The sequence below is a fragment of the Thauera chlorobenzoica genome, assembly GCF_001922305.1.
In the GTDB taxonomy this organism is placed as follows: Bacteria; Pseudomonadota; Gammaproteobacteria; order Burkholderiales; family Rhodocyclaceae; genus Thauera; species Thauera chlorobenzoica.
This window is the reverse complement of sequence record NZ_CP018839.1, coordinates 830,675-849,264: the sequence shown is the minus strand read 5'-3', so window position 1 is coordinate 849,264 and position 18,590 is coordinate 830,675. Positions and strand designations below refer to the sequence as shown.

At 68.7% G+C, this 18,590-nt stretch carries 17 protein-coding genes; 14 read left to right on the top strand and 3 right to left on the bottom strand.

Annotated elements, in window-relative coordinates; translation table 11 throughout:
* Nucleotides 1–88: 88 nt before the first annotated feature.
* From tnpA to mnhG, 13 genes are all read left to right on the top strand, one after another.
* Nucleotides 89–400: an IS66 family insertion sequence element accessory protein TnpA gene (gene tnpA / locus Tchl_RS04065; protein ID WP_075146703.1), complete on the top strand. Its 312-nt coding sequence runs from the start codon at nucleotides 89–91 to the stop codon at nucleotides 398–400.
* Nucleotides 400–759, top strand: a complete 360-nt coding sequence (gene tnpB, locus Tchl_RS04060) for an IS66 family insertion sequence element accessory protein TnpB (RefSeq protein ID WP_083945149.1) — start codon at nucleotides 400–402, stop codon at nucleotides 757–759. The genes tnpA and tnpB overlap by 1 nt, the downstream gene beginning before the upstream one ends.
* A gap of 29 nt (nucleotides 760–788) precedes the next feature.
* Nucleotides 789–2,405, top strand: a complete 1,617-nt coding sequence (gene tnpC, locus Tchl_RS04055; protein WP_075147270.1) for an IS66 family transposase — start codon at nucleotides 789–791, stop codon at nucleotides 2,403–2,405.
* Nucleotides 2,345–2,710, top strand: a complete 366-nt coding sequence (locus Tchl_RS17925) for a DUF1016 N-terminal domain-containing protein (RefSeq protein ID WP_083945148.1) — start codon at nucleotides 2,345–2,347, stop codon at nucleotides 2,708–2,710. The genes tnpC and Tchl_RS17925 overlap by 61 nt, the downstream gene beginning before the upstream one ends.
* On the top strand, nucleotides 2,710–4,218 hold the full coding sequence (locus Tchl_RS04045; protein WP_075147269.1) for an RNA-binding domain-containing protein: 1,509 nt from the start codon (nucleotides 2,710–2,712) through the stop codon (nucleotides 4,216–4,218). The genes Tchl_RS17925 and Tchl_RS04045 overlap by 1 nt, the downstream gene beginning before the upstream one ends.
* On the top strand, nucleotides 4,215–7,385 hold the full coding sequence (locus tag Tchl_RS04040) for a type I restriction endonuclease subunit R (RefSeq protein WP_075147268.1): 3,171 nt from the start codon (nucleotides 4,215–4,217) through the stop codon (nucleotides 7,383–7,385). Before Tchl_RS04045 ends, Tchl_RS04040 begins: the two co-directional genes overlap by 4 nt.
* A 214-nt stretch (nucleotides 7,386–7,599) precedes the next feature.
* Complete coding sequence (locus Tchl_RS04030) at nucleotides 7,600–7,815, top strand: hypothetical protein (RefSeq protein ID WP_075147266.1); 216 nt, start codon at nucleotides 7,600–7,602, stop codon at nucleotides 7,813–7,815.
* A gap of 139 nt (nucleotides 7,816–7,954) precedes the next feature.
* Complete coding sequence (gene mbhE / locus Tchl_RS04025; RefSeq protein WP_075147265.1) at nucleotides 7,955–10,729, top strand: hydrogen gas-evolving membrane-bound hydrogenase subunit E; 2,775 nt, start codon at nucleotides 7,955–7,957, stop codon at nucleotides 10,727–10,729.
* A 149-nt stretch (nucleotides 10,730–10,878) separates the two neighbouring features.
* A complete protein-coding gene (locus tag Tchl_RS04020; RefSeq protein ID WP_075147264.1) occupies nucleotides 10,879–11,361 on the top strand; it encodes a sodium:proton antiporter in 483 nt (160 codons plus the stop codon).
* A complete protein-coding gene (locus Tchl_RS04015) occupies nucleotides 11,358–12,851 on the top strand; it encodes a proton-conducting transporter transmembrane domain-containing protein (RefSeq protein WP_075147263.1) in 1,494 nt (497 codons plus the stop codon). The genes Tchl_RS04020 and Tchl_RS04015 overlap by 4 nt, the downstream gene beginning before the upstream one ends.
* 2 nt (nucleotides 12,852–12,853) lie before the next feature.
* Nucleotides 12,854–13,381 carry a Na+/H+ antiporter subunit E gene (locus tag Tchl_RS04010; RefSeq protein WP_075147262.1) on the top strand — a complete coding sequence of 176 codons (528 nt, stop codon included), beginning with the start codon at nucleotides 12,854–12,856 and terminating at the stop codon, nucleotides 13,379–13,381.
* Nucleotides 13,378–13,791 (top strand): monovalent cation/H+ antiporter complex subunit F, encoded by a 414-nt coding sequence (locus Tchl_RS04005; RefSeq protein WP_083945147.1) that lies wholly within the window; start codon nucleotides 13,378–13,380, stop codon nucleotides 13,789–13,791. The genes Tchl_RS04010 and Tchl_RS04005 overlap by 4 nt, the downstream gene beginning before the upstream one ends.
* On the top strand, nucleotides 13,788–14,156 hold the full coding sequence (gene mnhG, locus Tchl_RS04000) for a monovalent cation/H(+) antiporter subunit G (RefSeq protein ID WP_075147261.1): 369 nt from the start codon (nucleotides 13,788–13,790) through the stop codon (nucleotides 14,154–14,156). The genes Tchl_RS04005 and mnhG overlap by 4 nt, the downstream gene beginning before the upstream one ends.
* Nucleotides 14,157–14,240: 84 nt before the next feature.
* Here mnhG and Tchl_RS18095 read toward each other — a convergent pair whose 3' ends face one another.
* Both Tchl_RS18095 and Tchl_RS03990 read right to left on the bottom strand, forming a co-directional pair.
* A complete protein-coding gene (locus Tchl_RS18095) occupies nucleotides 14,241–15,461 on the bottom strand; it encodes a pseudouridine synthase (RefSeq protein ID WP_075147260.1) in 1,221 nt (406 codons plus the stop codon).
* Between the two features lie 173 nt (nucleotides 15,462–15,634).
* Nucleotides 15,635–17,467: a sensor domain-containing diguanylate cyclase gene (locus Tchl_RS03990; RefSeq protein ID WP_075147259.1), complete on the bottom strand. Its 1,833-nt coding sequence runs from the start codon at nucleotides 17,465–17,467 to the stop codon at nucleotides 15,635–15,637.
* Nucleotides 17,468–17,737: 270 nt separating this feature from the next.
* Between Tchl_RS03990 and Tchl_RS03985 the strand changes: the two genes are divergently transcribed.
* On the top strand, nucleotides 17,738–18,151 hold the full coding sequence (locus tag Tchl_RS03985; protein WP_075147258.1) for a transcriptional regulator: 414 nt from the start codon (nucleotides 17,738–17,740) through the stop codon (nucleotides 18,149–18,151).
* Nucleotides 18,152–18,181: 30 nt separating this feature from the next.
* Here the strand turns inward: Tchl_RS03985 and Tchl_RS03980 are convergent, their stop codons facing one another.
* The gene (locus tag Tchl_RS03980) at nucleotides 18,182–18,583 is read right to left on the bottom strand and encodes a Na+/H+ antiporter subunit G (RefSeq protein ID WP_075147257.1); all 402 of its coding nucleotides are present in this window, start codon (nucleotides 18,581–18,583) and stop codon (nucleotides 18,182–18,184) included.
* Nucleotides 18,584–18,590: the final 7 nt, after the last annotated feature.

Here is an 18,590-nt window from a genome sequence, read left to right as displayed (position 1 = left end):
GTAACCGGTAACTGAGCGGCGTCCTTCTCGCGGCGTAGCGATCGTTGAATAATTCTCGCCATGTTCAACGACGACGGGATTGGCAGTGATGGCATCGACGGTGAGGAGCAAATGGCGGCGACGCGGCCACGAGGAATGGCGGGCGGTGTTCGATCGCTTTGCGGCAAGCGGTCTGAGCATCCGGCAGTTCTGCGACAGCGAGGGCTTGAGCAAGTCGAGTTTCGAGCGCTGGCGCGGCCTGCTGGCCGGTGAGGCGTCGAGCGTCGCCGATCGCGGCGATGCGTGCGCTCGTGCGGGCTTTGTCGATGCGGGCCTGGTCGACGTTGGCGGCGGTGCAGGCCGGCTCGAGCTCAAGCTCGATCTGGGTGGCGGTGTCGTGCTGCATCTGGTGCGCGGCTGATGTTCTTCCCCGAAGGGGCGGTGCGGGTGCATGTCTATGGCCGCCCGGTTGACATGCGCAAGTCCTTCGATGGGCTGTACGCGCTCACCCGCCACGCACTTGGGTGCGATCCGCTGTCGGGCGAGCTGTTCGTGTTCATCAACCGGCGCGGCACGCAGATGAAGGTGCTGTACTGGGATCGCAGCGGCTTTTGCGTGTGGGCCAAGCGCCTCGAGCAGGGACGGTTCGTGTCCGACTGGTCGCGGGGGGTCACTCGCCAGATGGACTGGACCGGGCTGAAGCTGTTGCTCGAAGGCATCGAGCCGGCGCGCTTCAAGCGCCGTTTCAAGCTCCCGGAAGTGGCCGCCAAGCCCGCATGAATGCTGGGTTTTACGGTAAAATTCCGGCCATGACGACGCCCGTTTCGCTGACCATTCCGACGCCCGCCGAGGCCGCCCGCTGGGCGCCCGAGCAAATCGTCGCACTGGCCCAGGCGAACGCGGCCGCCGCCCGCCAACTCGATGCCCTGCAGCTCGAGTTCCAGGCGATGAAGCATCAGATCGAGTGGTTCCGGCGCCAGCTCTTCGGGGCGAAGAGCGAGAAGCGCATCGTCGATGCGAGCCCGCATCAGATGAACCTGGGCGAGTTGCCGGTGCCCGAATCCTCGCCGCCGCCCCCTGCCAAGGACATCGCCGCCCACACCCGCCGGGCCCGCACCACCGATTACGCCGCGGGCGACGCATCGGCGCTGTTCTTCGACGAAGCCCGCGTGCCGGTCGAGACCATCGCCGTGGCGAACCCGGAAATCGACGGGCTCACCGCCGACCAGTTCGAGGTGATCGGCGAGAAGGTCAGTCACCGCCTGGCACAGCGCCCGGGCAGCTACGTGATCCTCAAGTATGTGCGTCCGGTGATCAAGCGCCTCGACACCCAGGCGATTTCCTGCCCGGCGGCACCCGAGGGGGTGATTCGCGGCAGCCGCGCCGATGTGAGCTTCGTCGCCGGGCTCATCACCGACAAGTTCTGCTACCACCAGCCGCTGTACCGCCAGCACCAGCGGCTCGGGGACAACGGCATCAAGGTTTCGCGCCCGTGGCTCACGCAGCTCACTCACGGGGCGCTGTCGCTGCTCGAACCCATCTTCACGGCCCAACTCGACTCGATCCGCGCGAGCCGCATCAAGGCGATGGACGAGACCCCGATCAAGGCCGGCCGGGCCGGCCCGGGCAAGATGAAGGGCGGCTACTTCTGGCCGGTCTATGGCGAGCGTGACGAAATCTGCTTCGCCTATCACGAGGGGCGCAGTGGCAAGCACATTGCGCAGACCCTGGGCACCGACCCGCCGCCCGAGGGGGCGGTGCTGCTTACCGATGGCTATGCGGCCTACGAACGCTACGCGGAAAAATGCGGGCTCACGCACGCGCAATGCTGGGCGCACTCGAGGAGGAAGTTCTTCGATGCGCAGGCGCTCGAGCCCGAGCGTGCGGGCCAGGCGCTGGAGATGATCGGAAAACTGTACGCGGTGGAGAAGCACATCCGCGAGGCCAGGCTCGTCGGTGAGGCACGCCGCGCGCATCGGCTCGCGCAGGCCAAGCCCGTGCTCCAGCAGTTCTTCGCCTGGGTCGACGCCCAGTTCGAATCCCAGGGCCTGTTGCCCAGCTCACCGCTCACCACCGCCATGGCGTACGTGCGCGAGCGCCGGGCCGCCCTCGAGGTGTACCTCTCCGATCCCGAGGTGCCGATCGACACCAACCATCTGGAGCGGGCGCTACGCGTGGTGCCGATGGGCCGTCGCAACTGGCTCTTCTGCTGGACCGAGGTCGGGGCAAAGTACGTGGGCATCGCGCAGAGTCTGATCGCCACCTGCCGCCTGCACGACATCGACCCCTATACGTACCTGGTCGATGTGCTCCAGCGCATCGGCCAGTATCCGGCCGCCAACGTGGCGCAGCTCACCCCAAGGCTGTGGAAGCAACACTTCGCGGCCAATCCGCTGCGATCCGATCTCTTCGAAATCTCGAAGTAGGCAAGGACGCCGGGCAGTTACCGCTTACCGAAGACCGACTCGAACAGGAAGCACTGGGCTGGCTGGCGAAAGTCGGCTACACCCCTCGCTACGGCCCGGACATCGCCCGTGCCCGGCAACGGGCAGCGCTGGCGGTCAATGCCGAACTGGTGCAGCTTTACGAGCGCATCGGGCAGGAGATTCTGACGCGGCAGGAAGCCCAAGGCTGGGGTGCCAAGGGGCCTGGACTGGACATGTTCTCATTTCGGGCACTGCTGAACTTCGCCATGCGGGTGACCGAGAGCGAAAGGGTCAAGGCCATCTGATGTTCAACCTGCAAATCCTCGACGATCTGAGCCATCTCGCCGAAACCGGGGAGCTGGAATGCAAACTCGCCCAAGGGCAGGACGGCAAGGGAGAAATTCCGAGGGATTTCTGGCCGACCTATTCGGCCATGGCCAATGCCCATGGTGGCGTGGTCTTGCTGGGGGTGCGGGAAAAGGCTGGCCGCTTCAGCATTGCCGGACTGGAAAACCCTGCCAAGCTGCGCGCCGACCTGTTCAACACACTGAACAACCGCGCCAAGGTCAGCGTCAATCTGCTGAGCGATGCCGATGTGGAAGAAGTCCGCATTGAGGGCAAGTCGATTCTGGTCGTGCGCATTCCCGCTGCCACCCGCCAGCAGCGGCCGGTGTTCCTCAACGGCCAGCCGCTGGGCCAGACCTGGCGGCGGCTGAATGATGGCGACCGGCAGTGCGACGAGGCAACGGTCAAGCGCCTGCTGGCCGAGCAACTGGAGGACAGCCGGGATACGCGCATTCTGGACAAGTTCGGGCTGGATGATCTGGACCTGGACAGCCTGCACGCGTACCGGAACGCCTTTGCCGTGCATCGCCCCGGGCATCCGTGGATTGCACTGGATGACCAGGCATTTCTGCAGAGGGCGGGCGGCTGGCGCGAGGATAGAACTTCCGGTCAGTCAGGGCTGACGGCGGCAGGCTTGTTGATGTTTGGCCGCTGGCCGGCGATTCCCGAAGCCTTTCCGCTGTATTTTGTCGATTATCAGGAGCAGACCGGCGACCCGGATTCGCCAACCCGCTGGCTGGATCGGGTGGTGCCCGATGGTTCGTGGTCCGGCAATCTGTACGACTTTTTCCGGCGGGTGATCCGCAAGCTGACGGCGGATCTGAAGGTGCCGTTCGCACTCAGGGACGGGGTGCGCATCGACGACACGCCAACCCACCAGGCGCTGCGCGAGGCGCTGGTGAATTGCCTGATCCATGCCGATTACTCGGACCGGGCCTCGGTGCTGGTGGTGAAGTCGCCCGGCGGCTTCAGCTTCCGCAACCCCGGCACGATGCGCCTGCCGGTCGCCCAGGCGCTGCACGGCGGCGCCAGCGATTGCCGCAACCGGACGCTGCACCAGATGTTCCTGCTGATCAATCTGGGCGAACGGGCCGGGTCCGGGGTGCCGAAGATTCGCAGCGGCTGGGAGCAGGAAGGTCATGGGCTACGCCTGTTCGACAGCTTCGAGCCGTTTGACCAGACGGTGCTGGAGATGAGCTGGGCGCCGGGGAGCGCCAAGCTCACCGAAACTTCGGAAGAAACTTCGGAAGAAACTTCGGAAGAAACTTCGGAAGAAACTTCGGAAGAAACCGCAAGCCGGGTGCTTGCCCTGTTGAAACAAACCCCAAGCCTGACAGCCCGCCAGCTGGCGGCACAGCTCGACCTGAGCCAGCGTGCCATCGAGCTGCAACTAGCCAAGCTCAAAGCCGGAGACAGACTGCGGCGCGTTGGCCCCAACAAAGGCGGGTACTGGGAGGTTCTGAATTGACCGAAGACCAACTCGAACAGGAAGCCCTCGGCTGGCTGGCGGAAGTCGGCTACAGCCACCGCTACGGCCCGGACATTGCCCCGGATGGCGACACGCCCGAGCGGGCGGATTACCGCCAGGTGCTGCTGCCGTTCCGCCTGCGCGAGGCCATCCACCGCCTGAACCCGCAGATTCCCGCCTCGGCCAGGGAAGATGCCTACAAGCAGGTCATGGAGCTGGGCGTGCCCTCGCTGCTGGCGGCCAACCGGCAGTTGCACAAGTTCCTGGTCAATGGGGTGCCGGTGCAGTACCCGGTGGAAGGCGACACCCGGGGCGATTTCGTGCGCCTGATCGACTGGGCTGAGTTTGGCAAATCGCCCTCGCGCAACGAGTGGCTGGCCATCAATCAGTTCTCGACCAAGGGAGCGCACCACACCCGCCGCCCCGACATCATCCTGTTCATCAACGGCCTGCCGCTGGTGCTGATCGAGCTGAAGAACCCGGCGGACGAGAACGCCGACATCTGGAAGGCCTTCGACCAGATCCAGACCTACAAGGAACAGATTGCCGACGTCTTCCAGTACAACGAGCTACTGGTGATTTCCGACGGCAGCGAGGCGCGGCTGGGATCGCTCTCCGCCAGCGCCGAGCGCTTCATGCAGTGGCGCACCATCGACGGCGTGACGCTCGACCCGCTGGGCCAGTTCAACGAGCTGGAAACCCTGGTGCGCGGCCTCTTGGCGCCAGCCATGCTGCTCGACTACCTGCGCTATTTCGTGCTGTTCGAGGACGACGGCACCCTGGTCAAGAAGGTGGCGGGGTATCACCAGTTCCATGCGGTGCGCGCTGCGATCCAGCAGGTGGTGACGGCTTCCCGTCCCGACGGCCCGGCCACAACCAAAGGCAAGGGCGGCGTGGTGTGGCACACCCAGGGCAGCGGCAAGAGCATCACCATGACCTGCTTTGCCGCCCGGGTGATGCGCGAAGCGGCGATGGAGAACCCGACCATCGTGGTCATCACCGACCGCAACGATCTGGACGGCCAGCTCTTTGGCGTCTTCAGCCTGGCGCAGGATCTGCTGCGCGAACAGCCGGTGCAGGCCGGCACCCGCCAGGAACTGCGCCGGCTGCTCGGCAACCGCCCCTCGGGCGGTATCGTCTTCGCCACCATCCAGAAGTTCATGCCCGGCGAGGACGAGGACGTTTTTCCGCTGCTCTCCGATCGGCACAACATCGTGGTGATCGCCGACGAGGCCCACCGCACCCAGTACGGCTTCGAGGCCCGGCTCAGGACCTTCAAGCCCCGGGCCATTGCCAGCGCCGCCGCCAACGACGGGCAGGCACTGCAAGCGGCGGAGCCCGTGGCGCGCTACCAGGTGGGCTACGCCCAGCATCTGCGCGACGCCCTGCCCCGCGCCACCTTCGTCGCCTTCACCGGCACCCCGGTGTCCAGCGAGGACCGCGATACCCGCGCCGTGTTCGGCGACTACATCCACGTCTACGACATGCAGCAAGCCAAGGAAGACGGCGCCACGGTGGCGATCTACTTCGAATCCCGCCTGGCCAAGCTGTCGCTGAAGCAGGAAGACCTGCCGGCCATCGACGACGAGGTCGATGAGCTCGCCGAAGACGAGGAAGAAAGCCAGCAGGCCCGGCTGAAGAGCAAATGGGCGGCGCTGGAAAAGGTGGTCGGCGCCGAGCCGCGTATCGCCAGCGTCGCCGCCGATCTGGTGGCCCATTTCGAGGAGCGCAACCAAGCCCAGAGCGGCAAGGCCATGGTGGTGGCGATGAGCCGGGAAATCTGCGTCCATCTCTACAACGAGATCATCAAGCTGCGCCCCGACTGGCACAGCCCGGACCCGGAGCAAGGCGCCATCAAGATCGTGATGACGGGGTCCGCCAGCGACAAGGCGCTCTTACGCCCGCACCTCTATAGCGCCCAGGTGAAAAAGCGGCTGGAGAAGCGCTTCAAGGATCCCGCCGACCCGCTGCGTCTGGTGATCGTGCGTGACATGTGGCTCACCGGCTTCGACGCCCCCTGCGTTCATACCCTGTACGTGGACAAGCCGATGAAGGGGCATAACCTGATGCAGGCCATCGCCCGGGTGAACCGGGTGTTCAAGGACAAGCAGGGCGGGCTGGTGGTCGATTACATCGGCATTGCCAACGAGCTCAAGAGCGCGCTCAAGGAATACACCGCGAGCAAGGGCCGCGGCCGCCCGACGGTGGATGCCGCGGAAGCCTACGCGGTGCTGGAGGAGAAGCTCGACATCCTGCGCGCCCTGCTGCACGGCTACGACTACAGCGATTTTCTCAGCGCCAGCCACAAGCGCCTGGCCGGGGCGGCCAACCATGTGCTGGGGCAGAAGGACGGCAAGAAGCGCTTTGCCGATACCGCCCTGGCGATGAGCAAGGCCTTCACCCTGTGCTGCACCCTGGACGAAGCCAGGGCCCTGCGCGAGGAAGTCGCCTTCCTGCAGGCGGTGAAGGTGATCCTCACCAAGCGCGATCTCAGCCTGCAGAAGAAAACCGACGAACAACGGGAGCGGGCCATCCGCCAGATCATCGGCGCCGCCGTGGTGTCGGAAGACGTGGTGGACGTGTTCGATGCCGTCGGCCTCGACAAACCCAACATCGGCATCCTCGATGACGCCTTCCTCGCCGAAGTAAAAAATCTGCCCGAGCGCAACCTGGCGGTGGAACTGCTGGAGCGCCTGCTGGAAGGCGAGATCAAGAGCCGCTTCGGCGGCAACCTGGTGCAGGAGAAGAAGTTCTCCGAGCTCCTCGCCAACGTCATCAAGCGCTACCAGAACCGCACCATCGAAACCGCCCAGGTGATCGAAGATCTGATCGGGATGGCGAAGAAATTCCGCGCCGCCGCCAGCCGGGGCGAGCAGCTGGGACTGAGCGAGGATGAGCTTCGCTTCTACGACGCCCTGGCCGACAACGAATCGGCGGTGCGCGAACTTTCCGACGAAACCCTGAAGAAGATCGCCCACGAACTCACCGAAAACCTGCGCCAGAACCTGAGCGTCGACTGGTCGGCGCGGGAGAGCGTACGTGCCAGGCTGCGCCTCATGATCAAACGCATCCTGCGCAAGTACAAATACCCGCCCGACCAGCAGGAAGGCGCGGTGGAACTGGTGCTACAGCAGGCCAAGGCGCTGGGCGAGATGTGGATGACGTAGCGCCGCCGGTTCTGCTCGAACCTACCCGGACATCACCGCCGGCAAGCGCCTGATCCCGCGCTGCACCTCACCCACCGAGGCTCCTGGCTTGATTTCAATCAAGTCCGGCTCCGATCTCCCAGCAAGAAATCTGCCCGAGCCTAGACTTGAAAGGAAGCCGGTTGTGACATCGGTCACGATCCAGCGCATTGCGTTACCGTTCAAGGAGATCATCATGAGCATTTTCGACGCCCCGATCGGCCGCTGTGAGGTCGTCCACGAAATGGTGCTGCTCGATGAAACCCGCCGCGAATGCGCCTGCGAACACGGCTGCCCGCCCGGGCAGGCCTGCCCGCTCGCGCACTGCTTTGCCCGACGCAGCGGTTTGTACGAAGCGCATCCCGAGTTCAAGGCCCTGATCCACCGCCACGCGCCGCACGCCGTGCACTGAACGCGCGGCCGCTTCCGGCCAGGGCGGCAGCGGAACCTCGAAGCGAGGCGGGCGGTCTGTTTTCCACGATCAGAACAAAAAGGCGCCGCAGGGCGCCGTTCGGGGAGGCGGGCCGGATGCGGCATGAAAGGACTGGGCGATGCTCGCGAGCGTAGGCCTCATCGCCTGCGCGATGCTGCTCGCGCCTCTGCTCGCGCGCGCCTTCGACGAGCGCGCCGGATGGTTGCTGGCCCTGGCGCCGCTGGCGGTGTTCGGCCATTTCCTGTCGCTCGTGCCCGAAGTGGCGCAGGGCGGCACCCTCACCCAAACCCTGGCCTGGGTGCCCGCACTCGAGATCGGAATCACTTTCCGCCTCGACGGCCTGTCCCTGCTGTTCGCGCTGCTGATCAGCGGGATCGGCACCCTGATCGTGCTCTATGCGGGCGCCTATCTGTCGGACCACCACCACCTCGGGCGCTTCTACGCCTATCTGCTCGGCTTCATGGCGGCGATGCTCGGCCTGGTGCTGGCCGACGACCTGATCGCGATGTTCGTGTTCTGGGAGCTGACCAGCGTCACTTCCTTCCTGCTCATCGCCTTCCAGCACGACAAGGCGGATTCGCGCCGCGCGGCACTGCAGGCGCTGCTGATCACCGGCGGCGGCGGGCTGGCCCTGCTCGCCGGACTGATCCTGCTCGGTAACGTCGGCGGCAGCTGGCAGTTCTCCACGCTGGCGGTCGAGGCCATCGCCGGCCATGCGCTCTACCCGGCGATCCTCGCGCTGGTGCTGATCGGCGCGTTCACCAAGTCGGCGCAGCTGCCCTTCCACCTCTGGCTGCCGAACGCGATGGCGGCGCCGACGCCGGTGTCGGCCTACCTGCACTCGGCGACGATGGTGAAGGCCGGCGTGTACCTGCTCGCCCGCCTCAACCCGGCGCTCGGCGGCTCGGCAAGCTGGGGCACGATCCTGATCAGCGTCGGCGCCGCCACCGCGCTCGTCGGCGCGGTGCTGGCGATCCGCCAGACCGACCTCAAGCGCGTGCTTGCCTACACCACGGTGACCGTGCTCGGCCAGCTCACCATGCTGCTCGGCACCAACACCCATTACGGCCTGCAGGCCTTCGCCATCTACCTGGTGGCGCACGCCCTCTACAAGGCGGCGCTGTTCATGGCGGTGGGCGCCATCGACCATGCCACCGGCACGCGCCAGATCGCGCTGCTGGGCGGGCTGATCCGGCACATGCCGCTGACCGGCTTCGCGGTGGCGCTGGCGGCGTTCTCCAACGCCGGGCTGCCGCCCTTCTTCGGCTTCATCGCCAAGGAGTTCACCTACGCCGGCCTGATCGAACTGGGGCTGGCGGGCTGGGCCACCACCGTGGTGATGATCGTCACCAATGCCCTGCTGCTCACCGCCGCCGGCCTCGTCTTCGTGCGCGCCTTCCTCGGCCGCGAGGGGCGCTATCCGCACCCGCCGCACGAGGTCAGCCTGCCGATGTGGATCGGGCCGATGCTGCTGGCGGTCGGCGGCTTCATCTTCGGCGCCTTCAACAACCTCGCCGAGGTCTGGCTGATCGATGCCGCGGTGCAGGCGGTGTCGCGCACCACGGTGCCGGTGAATCTCTACCTGTGGAGCGGCTTCACCCCGGCCCTGCTCGCCAGCCTGCTCACGGTGGCGCTCGGGGTGTTGTTCTACCTCCAGCGCACCCGGCTGCGGCGCCGGCTATCCTTGTGGCGGGTGCTGTGGCGGGTGAGCGGCGACATGATCTGGGACCGCCTGCTCAAGCGCGTGTTCGCGTTCGCTACGCGGGTGGCCGACCGTTTCCAGCACGGCTCGCTGCGCCAGCACATCAGCGCGCTGGTGCTGGCGATCGCCGGCTTCGCGCTGATCGGGCTGGTGGCCTCGAGCGCAGACAACCTGGTGTGGCCGGAGGTGGCCAGTCCGGTGAACGTCGCCGCGCTGCTCGGCTGTGTACTCGCGATGGCGGGCGCCGCCGCCGCCGCGACGATGCCCGGTCGCGTCGCGCTGGTCGCCACGCTGGGGGCGAGCGGCCTCGGCCTGGCGCTGATCTTTCTCGCCGCGCGCGCACCGGACGTGGCGATCACCCAGCTGATGGTCGAGACGCTCACCGTGATCTTCCTCGCCCTGGTGCTGCGCCGGCTGCCGCCGACGCGGCAGGTGGGCTCGCGCAAGCCGGCAGCCCGGCGCTTCCACGCCATCGTCGCCATCGTCATCGGCACCGTGGTCGCCGCAATGATGCTGATCACGGTGAGCCAGCCGCTGCCCGGCGACATCGCGCAGTGGTATCTCGAGCACAGCCTGGCCGCGGGCAAGGGCGCCAACGTGGTCAATGTGATCCTGGTGGACTTCCGCGCCCTCGACACCCTGGGCGAGATCCTCGTCGTCGCCCTCGCCGGGCTGGCCGCCGCCCCCCTGCTTGGCGGCGGCAGGCGAAGCCGGCACGCCGCCAGGCGCATGGGAAACGGCTCCGTCGACGAGCACACCGGGGGCGCGCGCGAAGGCAGCGCCGATTTCGCTTCGGTGCTGCTGCGCCAGGGCATCCTGCCGCTGTCCGCCCTGCTCGCCCTGATCGCGCTGGTGCTGCTGTGGCGCGGCCACAACCTGCCCGGAGGCGGCTTCATCGGCGGCCTGGTGGCAGCCTGCGCCGCGGTGCTGCTGGCGCTGGCCTTCGGCGTCGATCGGGCGCGTGCGGTGCTGCGCCTGCCGCCGCTGGCGCTGCTGGCGATCGGGCTGGCCGTGGCCGCCGGCGCGGGCCTGATCGGCCTGCTGCAGGGCCAGGCCTTCCTTGCCGGGCGGTGGATCTTCCCCGCCGGGCTGGCGCTCGGCACCCCGCTGCTGTTCGACCTCGGCGTGTTCCTCACCGTGCTCGGCGCGGTGCTGCACATGCTGTTCCGTCTGCTGGCACGGGAAGCCTGATGAAACCACCCCCACGCTCACTGCGTTCGCGGAGGGTCCGCTTTGCACAGCCGACCCGTTCGGCAGGCACGGCGCGGTGCGCCGCGAAATCCCTGCCTCTCCCCCCAAGGGGGTGTCAGTACGCTTGAGGCGGCTCGGCGCATACTGAAGTGGAAATCATCCTCTCCATCACCGTCGGCCTGCTGGTCGCGATCGGCACCTGGATGCTGCTCGACCGCGGGCTGCTGCGCGTGGTGCTCGGCATCGTGGTGCTGGGCAACGGGGTGAACCTGGCGGTGTTTTCCGCCGGACGGCTCGACGGCCGCGCCGCCGCCTTCGTCACCGAGGCCGGCGCCCCGGCGCTCGCCGCCAACCCCCTGCCGCAGGCGCTGGTACTGACCGCGATCGTGATCGGTTTCGCCCTGTTCGTGTTCGCGCTCGCGGTGCTCAAGCGCAGCTGGGAGCTGCACGACCACATCGAGACCGATCGCATCACCGCGGTGGCCGAGGAGCCGGCGCCGGACCGACCCGCCGCCGCCCCCACCACCGCCCCCACTCCGGCCGCTGCGACCGCACGCCCGGCCGTACCCACTTGCGCATCGGCGCAGCCCGGCGCCGCGCGGGCAGGCAGCGCGGACGGGGGCTGCACATGAACACGCTGATCGTCGCCCCGCTGCTGATCCCGCTTGCCACCCTGGTGCTGACCCTGCTCGCGCGCCGCTCGCCACGCGCGGTGAGCGCGCTCAGCCTCGCCGGCGCGCTCGCGCTTGCCGCGGCCGGGCTGGCGCTGGTCGGACTCGCCGCGCAGGGCCAGATCCTCGCCGCCCAGGCCGGCGGCTGGGCGGCGCCCTACGGCATCACCCTGGTCATCGACCGCCTGTCGGCGGCGATGGTCGCGATCAGCGGCATCGTCGGCACCGCAACCATCGCCTTCGCGATGGCCCGCGACGACGATCCGGCCCGCGGGCGCGACTTCCATCCGCTGGTGCACGGCCTGCTGGTGGGGGTGTGCGGCGCCTTCGTCACCGGCGACGTGTTCAACCTCTACGTCTGGTTCGAGGTGCTGCTGGCCGGCTCCTTCGCCCTGCTGGTGCTCGGCGGCGGCAAGCGCCGGCTGGCGGGGACGGTGGTGTACATGGTGCTCAACCTGGTAGCGACGCTGATGTTCCTGCTCGCCGCCGGGATGCTCTACGGCGCCAGCGGCAGCCTCAACATGGCGCTGCTGGCGCAGGCCTTCGCCGCCGGCGAGGTGCCGGCAAGCGCGCACGCCGCGGTGGTGCTGATGCTCACCGCGTTCTCGATCAAGGCCGCATTGTTCCCGGTGTTCGGCTGGCTGCCGGCGTCCTACCACGTCGCCTGGACCCCGGTGTCGGCACTGTTCGCCGGGCTGCTGACCAAGGTCGGGGTGTATGCGCTGATCCGCAGCGTCACCCTGTTCTGGCCCGAACCGGGCATCGTCCACGAGGTGCTGCTGTGGGTGGCGTGCGCCACCATGCTGATCGGCGTGCTCGGTGCCGCGGCCCAGGTCGAAGTGCGGCGCATCCTGTCCTTCCACATCGTCAGCCAGGTCGGCTACATGATCCTCGGCCTCGCGCTGGCGACGCCGCTGGCGCTCGCCGGGGCGATCTTCTACCTGATCCACCACATCGTGGTGAAGGCCAACCTGTTTCTCATCGGCGGCATCGCCGCACGCCTGACCGGTTCGGAGCGGCTCGCGGCGATGGGCGGGCTGTATGCGCGCACCCCCGGGCTGGCGCTGCTGTTCGCGATCCCCGCGCTGTCGCTCGCCGGCATTCCGCCGCTGTCGGGCTTCTGGGCGAAGTTCGCGCTGGTCAGGGCCGGCCTCGACGCCGGCGCCTGGACCGCCGCGGCGGTGGCGCTGGCGACCGGCCTCCTCACCCTGCTGTCGATGAGCAAGATCTGGAACGAGGCCTTCCTCAAGCCGCATCCGGCCGGGCACGCGGGCGAGCGCAGCGCCGGCGGCATCCGCCCGGCGCTCTGGGCGGTGGGCGGGCTCGCGGCGCTGACGGTGGCGATCGGCCTCGGCGCCGGGCCGGTGATGGACTACGCGGTGGCCGCGGCCGATCAGCTCGGCGCCCCCGCCGGCTACATCGCCGCGGTCACCCGCGACGGAGGACACTGAACATGCTCGGAGTGCACATCCTGCTCGCGCTCGGCCTGGCCGCCTTTGGCGGTGCGTTGAGCCCGCTCGGCGTGGTCGCCGCCTTCCTCGTCGTCCACCTCGCGCTGCGCCTCGCGGCCGAGCTGCTCGGCATCCGCCGCTACGTCCGCCGGCTCGAAATCGGTACCGCCTTCGGCCTGTGGTTCATCGCCGAGGTCTTCAAGGCCACCGTCCACGTCGCCCGCATCGTCCTCGGCCGCCGCGTCGCCCCCGCGCCGGCCGTCGTGCGCGTGCGGCTCGCACGCGCCGACGAGCGCATCGCCACCCTGCTGGGCTGCCTGCTGACCCTCACCCCGGGCACCCTCGCCCTCGACTACGCGCCGCAGTCGGGGCTGATGTACATCCACGCCCTCGACGCAGACGACGCCGATGCGGTCGAAGACGGCGTGCGCGAGATCGAACGCCGGCTGTTGCGCTGGATCGACGCCGGCGAAGCCCCCCCACCGGCGCCTTCCCCACCGGCGCCCCGCTCCGGGGAGCACGCGCCATGATGAGCGAAATCGCCGGTGCGGCCTGGGTGCTGCCGCTCACCTTCGCCCTGCAGGGCGTCAGCGCGGCGCTGATCCTGATCCGCCTGATCCGCGGGCCGCACGCCACCGACCGCGTGGTGGCGATCGACGCCCTCACCATGATCGGCATCGGCGTCATCGCCCTGCTCGCGCTGGCCACCGCCCAGGCCGTGCTGGTCGACGCCGCGGTGGTGCTGGCGCTGGTGTCCTTCCTCGGCACCACCGCCTTTATCCCGATGTTCCGCCGCCGCGGCCGCGGCCCCGACGAGCGCGTGACCGCGGCCGACGCCCCCCTGCCGCCCGCCGCGGCAGCGCCAGCCCGCGCGGAACGGAATCCGCCGGCGCTCGGGCGCGCCCCCGAAGGCGCACCTCCCGGGCAGGACACGCCATGAGCCACGGCCTGCTCGCCTGGCTGCCGTCGGCGCTGCTGCTGGGCGGCGCGCTCGTCGGCCTGGTCGGCGCGATCGGCGTGCTGCGCCTGCCCGACAGCTACACCCGCATGCATTCGGCAAGCAAGGCGGGGGCCCTGGGGGCCGCCCTCGTGCTCGGCGGCGTGGCCGCCGCAAGCAGCGGCGCGAGCGCGCTCGGCGCCGTCTTCGCGCTCGTCATCGTGCTCGCCACCGCGCCGCTGGCCGCGCATGCGGTGGCCCGCGCCGCCCATCGCAGCGGCATGACGCCGAAGACCGGCGCGCTGGGCGACGCTCTCGCGCGCGACCTGCAGGCAGAACGGCGGGCGGAGGAAGAACCGCCCCCCTGACCCCAGCGGCGCCGCAACACCCGGCGCGACGACCGCCGCAGGCGGGTGCAGAAGCGAAAAAAGCGGCCGCTTCCGGGGCGACGTTCAGAACGGCTCGTCGTCGCGCAGAAAGCGCCACTGGCCCAGCGGCAGCTCGCCAAGCCTGACGCGGCCGATGCGCACGCGCTTGAGGCCCACCACCGTCAGCCCGACCAGCTCGCACATGCGTCGGATCTGGCGCTTGCGCCCTTCGCGCAGCACGAAGCGCAGCTGGTCGTCGTTGAGCCACTCCACCTTGGCCGGGCGCAGCCTGCGGCCGTCGAGTTCGAGGCCGTGGTTGAGCAGGGCGAGGCCGTCGGCGGTGAGGCTGCCTTCGACGCGGACCAGGTATTCCTTGTCGACTTCCGAATGTTCGCCGATCAGCTGACGGGCGATGCGCCCGTCCTGCGTGAGCACCAGCAGGCCGGTGGAGTCGATGTCCAGCCGGCCGGCCGGAGCGAGGTTTTTCAGCTGGCTGGGGTGGAAGCGCTGTGCGCTGTCGCGATCGAACTGGTTGTCGGCGCCGATCAGGCTCACCGCCGGGGCGTAGCCGGGCTCGGGCTGGCCGGAGACGTAGCCCACCGGCTTGTGCAGCAGGATGGTGACGCGCTGCTGCTGGGTGCGCGTCGCCTCGGGCGCGAGCGTGATGCGCGCCTGCGGATCGATCCGCACGCCCAGTTCGGACACCCGCTTGCCATCGACGAAGACCCAGCCGCGCTCGATGAACTCGTCGGCCTCGCGGCGCGAGCAGATCCCACGCTCGGCCATCACCTTGGACAGGCGCACGCCGTCCGGCGGAGGTGCCGCCGGCGGCAGCGGTGGCGCGGCCGGCGCCGGGCGGGAAGGAGCCGGCCCGGCGGCGCGTGCCCCGCGCTCAGGGCGCGGCCCGCGCTCCGCCGCAGCCGGCGCCGGGGGAAGCCGGCTGCGCTCCCCGGCGCTGTGCCCCGGCTTGCCGCCGCCCGCCGGGCGCGGGCGCTCCGGAGCCTTGCCCGTGCCCTTGCCCTTGCCCGGACCCTTCCCCGCGTCCTTGCTCTTGCCCGCGGAAGGCGTGCCCGCCTTGCCTTTGCCCGCGTCGGCGCCGTGGGTACGGGGCGGACGCGCCTTCCCCTCGTCAAGCGGACGCTTGCGTCCCGCGGGAAGCGCCTCCGGTGCCGGGCGGGCGGGCGGCTGGCCGTGCTCGTCTTCGCTCGTGGCGGGTTGTTCTTCGCTCGCGCGGGGGCGCAGCTTGAGGGTGCCGCGGATGCGGGACGGAGCGGGCGCGGGAGGCGTTCGGCGTACAGTGTTCACGAGCGTTCCTGGAGGACCCGCAAGCGCAGCGGGCGGGGAAAAGGAGGCGGGGCGGCGGGCAGTCGGCGCGATCGCGCCGGCGGCACCGGCGGCACGCCCGAGGCCGCCATTATCGCCCAAACCCCTCCGCAGGCCGCAGCGGTTTCAGTCGCTGGCGCGCGCCCCTCACCGCGCTAAGCCTGCGCGGGTGCGTCCCCTTCCGGTGCAGCCTCGGAAAAAAAGCAGAACTGGTTGCGGCCGTTGCGCTTGGCACGGTACATCGCCTGGTCCGCGTGCGTGATCAAGGCCGCAGGGGTCTTGCCGTCGTCGGGAAAGACAGCGATGCCCAGGCTGATGCTGACGTTGATCGTGGCATCTCCGACAAGGACGGGTTGCGCCACGCGCTTGACGAGCTTGCGTGCGATCGCCCCGGCGTCTTCGCGGCTGCAGAGGTTTTTCGCCAACATCACGAACTCGTCGCCGCCGAGGCGGGACACCATGTCGCTGTCGCGCAGGGTCGCGTTCAGGCGCTGGGCGACGGCCTTGAGCAGCTCATCGCCGACGCCATGCCCCAGGGTATCGTTGATGTGCTTGAACTGGTCGAGGTCCATGTAGAGGACGGCGAAGCGGTCGTGGTGGCGATGACCGTGCACACAGGCGTGCTGGATCCCGTCCTCGAAGCGCATCCGGTTGGGCAGCCCGGTCAGGGCATCATGGTGCGCCAGGTAGGTCATCTGCTCGGCCAGGCGCTTTTCTTCGGTGACGTCGGTCAACACCGCCAGCGTGCGCAGCAGGCCTCCATCCAGGCTGCGCTGCCGGATCGCCGAGATCCGGACGTCGACCGGCGCGCCGCTGCGGGTGCGCATCTGCAGCTCGGCACCATCGATTCGCCCTTCGCGCAGGAGGCGGGGCCAAATTTCCTCGAGCGCCCGCTCCCGCGACTCCGCAGTCATGAATTCGGACGGACGCTGGCCGATCACCTCTTCGGCGCAATAACCCAGCCGCCGGCACCAGGCCTCGCTGACGCTGACCAGCTTTCCCTGCGGATCGACGGCCTGCATCATCGCCGGAGTTTCGTTGTACAGGATGCGGAAGTCCTCTTCGCTTTCGGCGAGCCGGCGCAGGGTGCGCCGCACCCGCTCCAGGCTGGCGGCGAGCAGGACCGGCGGCACCAGGGTGAGGATCAGGGGAAGATAGAACAGCGCCTCGCCGAACGCATCGGTGTCTGCCACGGGGCCGAACGCGCCTTTTGCGGTGAGGATGCCGACGATGATCGAAACCAGCAGGACCGCGCTCGCCGCGCCCGCCATGTGGCCGATCGCAGCGAGCAGGACCAGGCTGGTCGAAACATAGATGTAGGGGTGTTCCACCCACTGCGGCGCCCACCCCGCGACCGCGGACACGAGCACCAGCCCGAGCACGACTTCGGGGCGCGACACCTCCTGCGACACGCTGCGCCAGCCCCGCACCAGCAGCAGCATGCCCAGCGGCAGGAGCGCGACCATGCCGAGCGCGCTGCCCTCGAACCAGATCAGCCAGATCGCCAGGAAATCATCCCCCCCACCGGCGGACAAGGCCGCGGCGGCGATCAGCGCGCTGAAAAACGGCGGAACCACCCCGCCCAGCAGCAGGACCTTCAGCAGTGCGCAAACCTCCTGCAGACTCGCCGCCGGCGAACAGAAGCGCCGCAGCAAGGCCGCGCCGAGCAGAACCTCGAAGCCATTGCCGAGGAGAAAAACCAGGGACAGCCCGAAGTCCTTGCCGGTGAACGCATTCACCGCCATCACCGCTACCGCCAGGGCTCCGGTCAGCACCGCCCAGTCGCGGCTGGGGCGGAACTGGAAGAACACCACGGCCATTGCATTGGCATACCACAGGATCGCTATCTTGCCCGATTCGCGGGACAGCAGGATCGCCCCCAGGGCGACTGCGATGTACGCCCCCGCGAGCAGCACGCCGGCGGCAGCGAGCGGCACTCTGGCGATGCCCGCGGCGGGAGCGGTGCCGGGTGGTCCGGGGGGGTTCATGTCGGGCTCCATAAAGGGTGGGTCTGGCTGCAAGGTGCCGGGTACGGACCACGCCACCGGCTGCCAGCGGGGAAATAATGCAAGGGGCCGCGTCCCCTGCCGCCCTCGGCTTCGGTGGCGACCCCTCGGCGAAAAGCATAAGAGGACGCGGAAAACGACCCAAGGGGGTGGAAGCGGGGCGCGTGCACTCGGGCACGGATGAACCAACTTTTCACTCGATCTTAAACCGCAATGAATAAGTACTGATGCCAAAAACTTCACGTTCTGTTCATGAATGAAAAAGAAAGTTTTGGCGCCCGCTTATGCAGCGCGATGCAGGCCCAGGGGGTGCCCTTGCGCCCGAGCGTGCTGGAGCGGGAATTCAATCGCCGGTACTGGGGCAGGCCGATCAGCTTGCAGGCGGTGAGGCGGTGGCTGCGCGGAGAAGCCATCCCCGCCCAGGACAAGCTCCAGGTTCTGGCCGAGTGGCTGAAAGTGGAGCCGCAGGTGCTGCGCTTCGGCGAGGACGCGGTGCGCTCGGTGCGCGCAGCGCAGGAACGCTGGGCGCAGCTGAGCTATGCCGAGCGCGCCAGCCTTGATGCCTTCCTGTGCCTGCCGCCCGAACAGCGCCGCATCGTGCAGCAGGTCATCGAAGCCTTTGCCGCGGCCTACGGCGACAAGGGCGCGGCCGAGCCGCCGCGCTGAGCGCGGGCGGGCCGCCGCCGTGGCCGGCCTTCAGCGCGGCGGCGGGTCGCTGTCGCGCTCGGCGTCGTCCGCTTCGGGCACGCCGTCGAAGGTGCTCCAGCCCTGCGGGCGGCCGGTGGGCGGGAGCCGGTCGCGCAGGTCGACGTGCTCGTGGAGATGGGCCTTGGCGATGAAGTGGGCGGTGATCGGCGCGGTCAGGAACAGGAACACGCTGATCAGCAGTTCGTGGATCGACAGCCGGTCCTCGATGCCGAAGAAGAACAGCATCGACGCCGCCAGCGCGCCGCCGACGCCGAGCGTGGTCGCCTTGGTCGGGGCATGCAGGCGGGTGAGCAGGTCGGGGAGCTTGACCAGGCCGATCGAGCCGACGAGGGCGAACACGCCGCCGAGCACGATCAGCGCGGCGATCGCCAGTTCGAGCAGGAAGTTCATCGCCGCC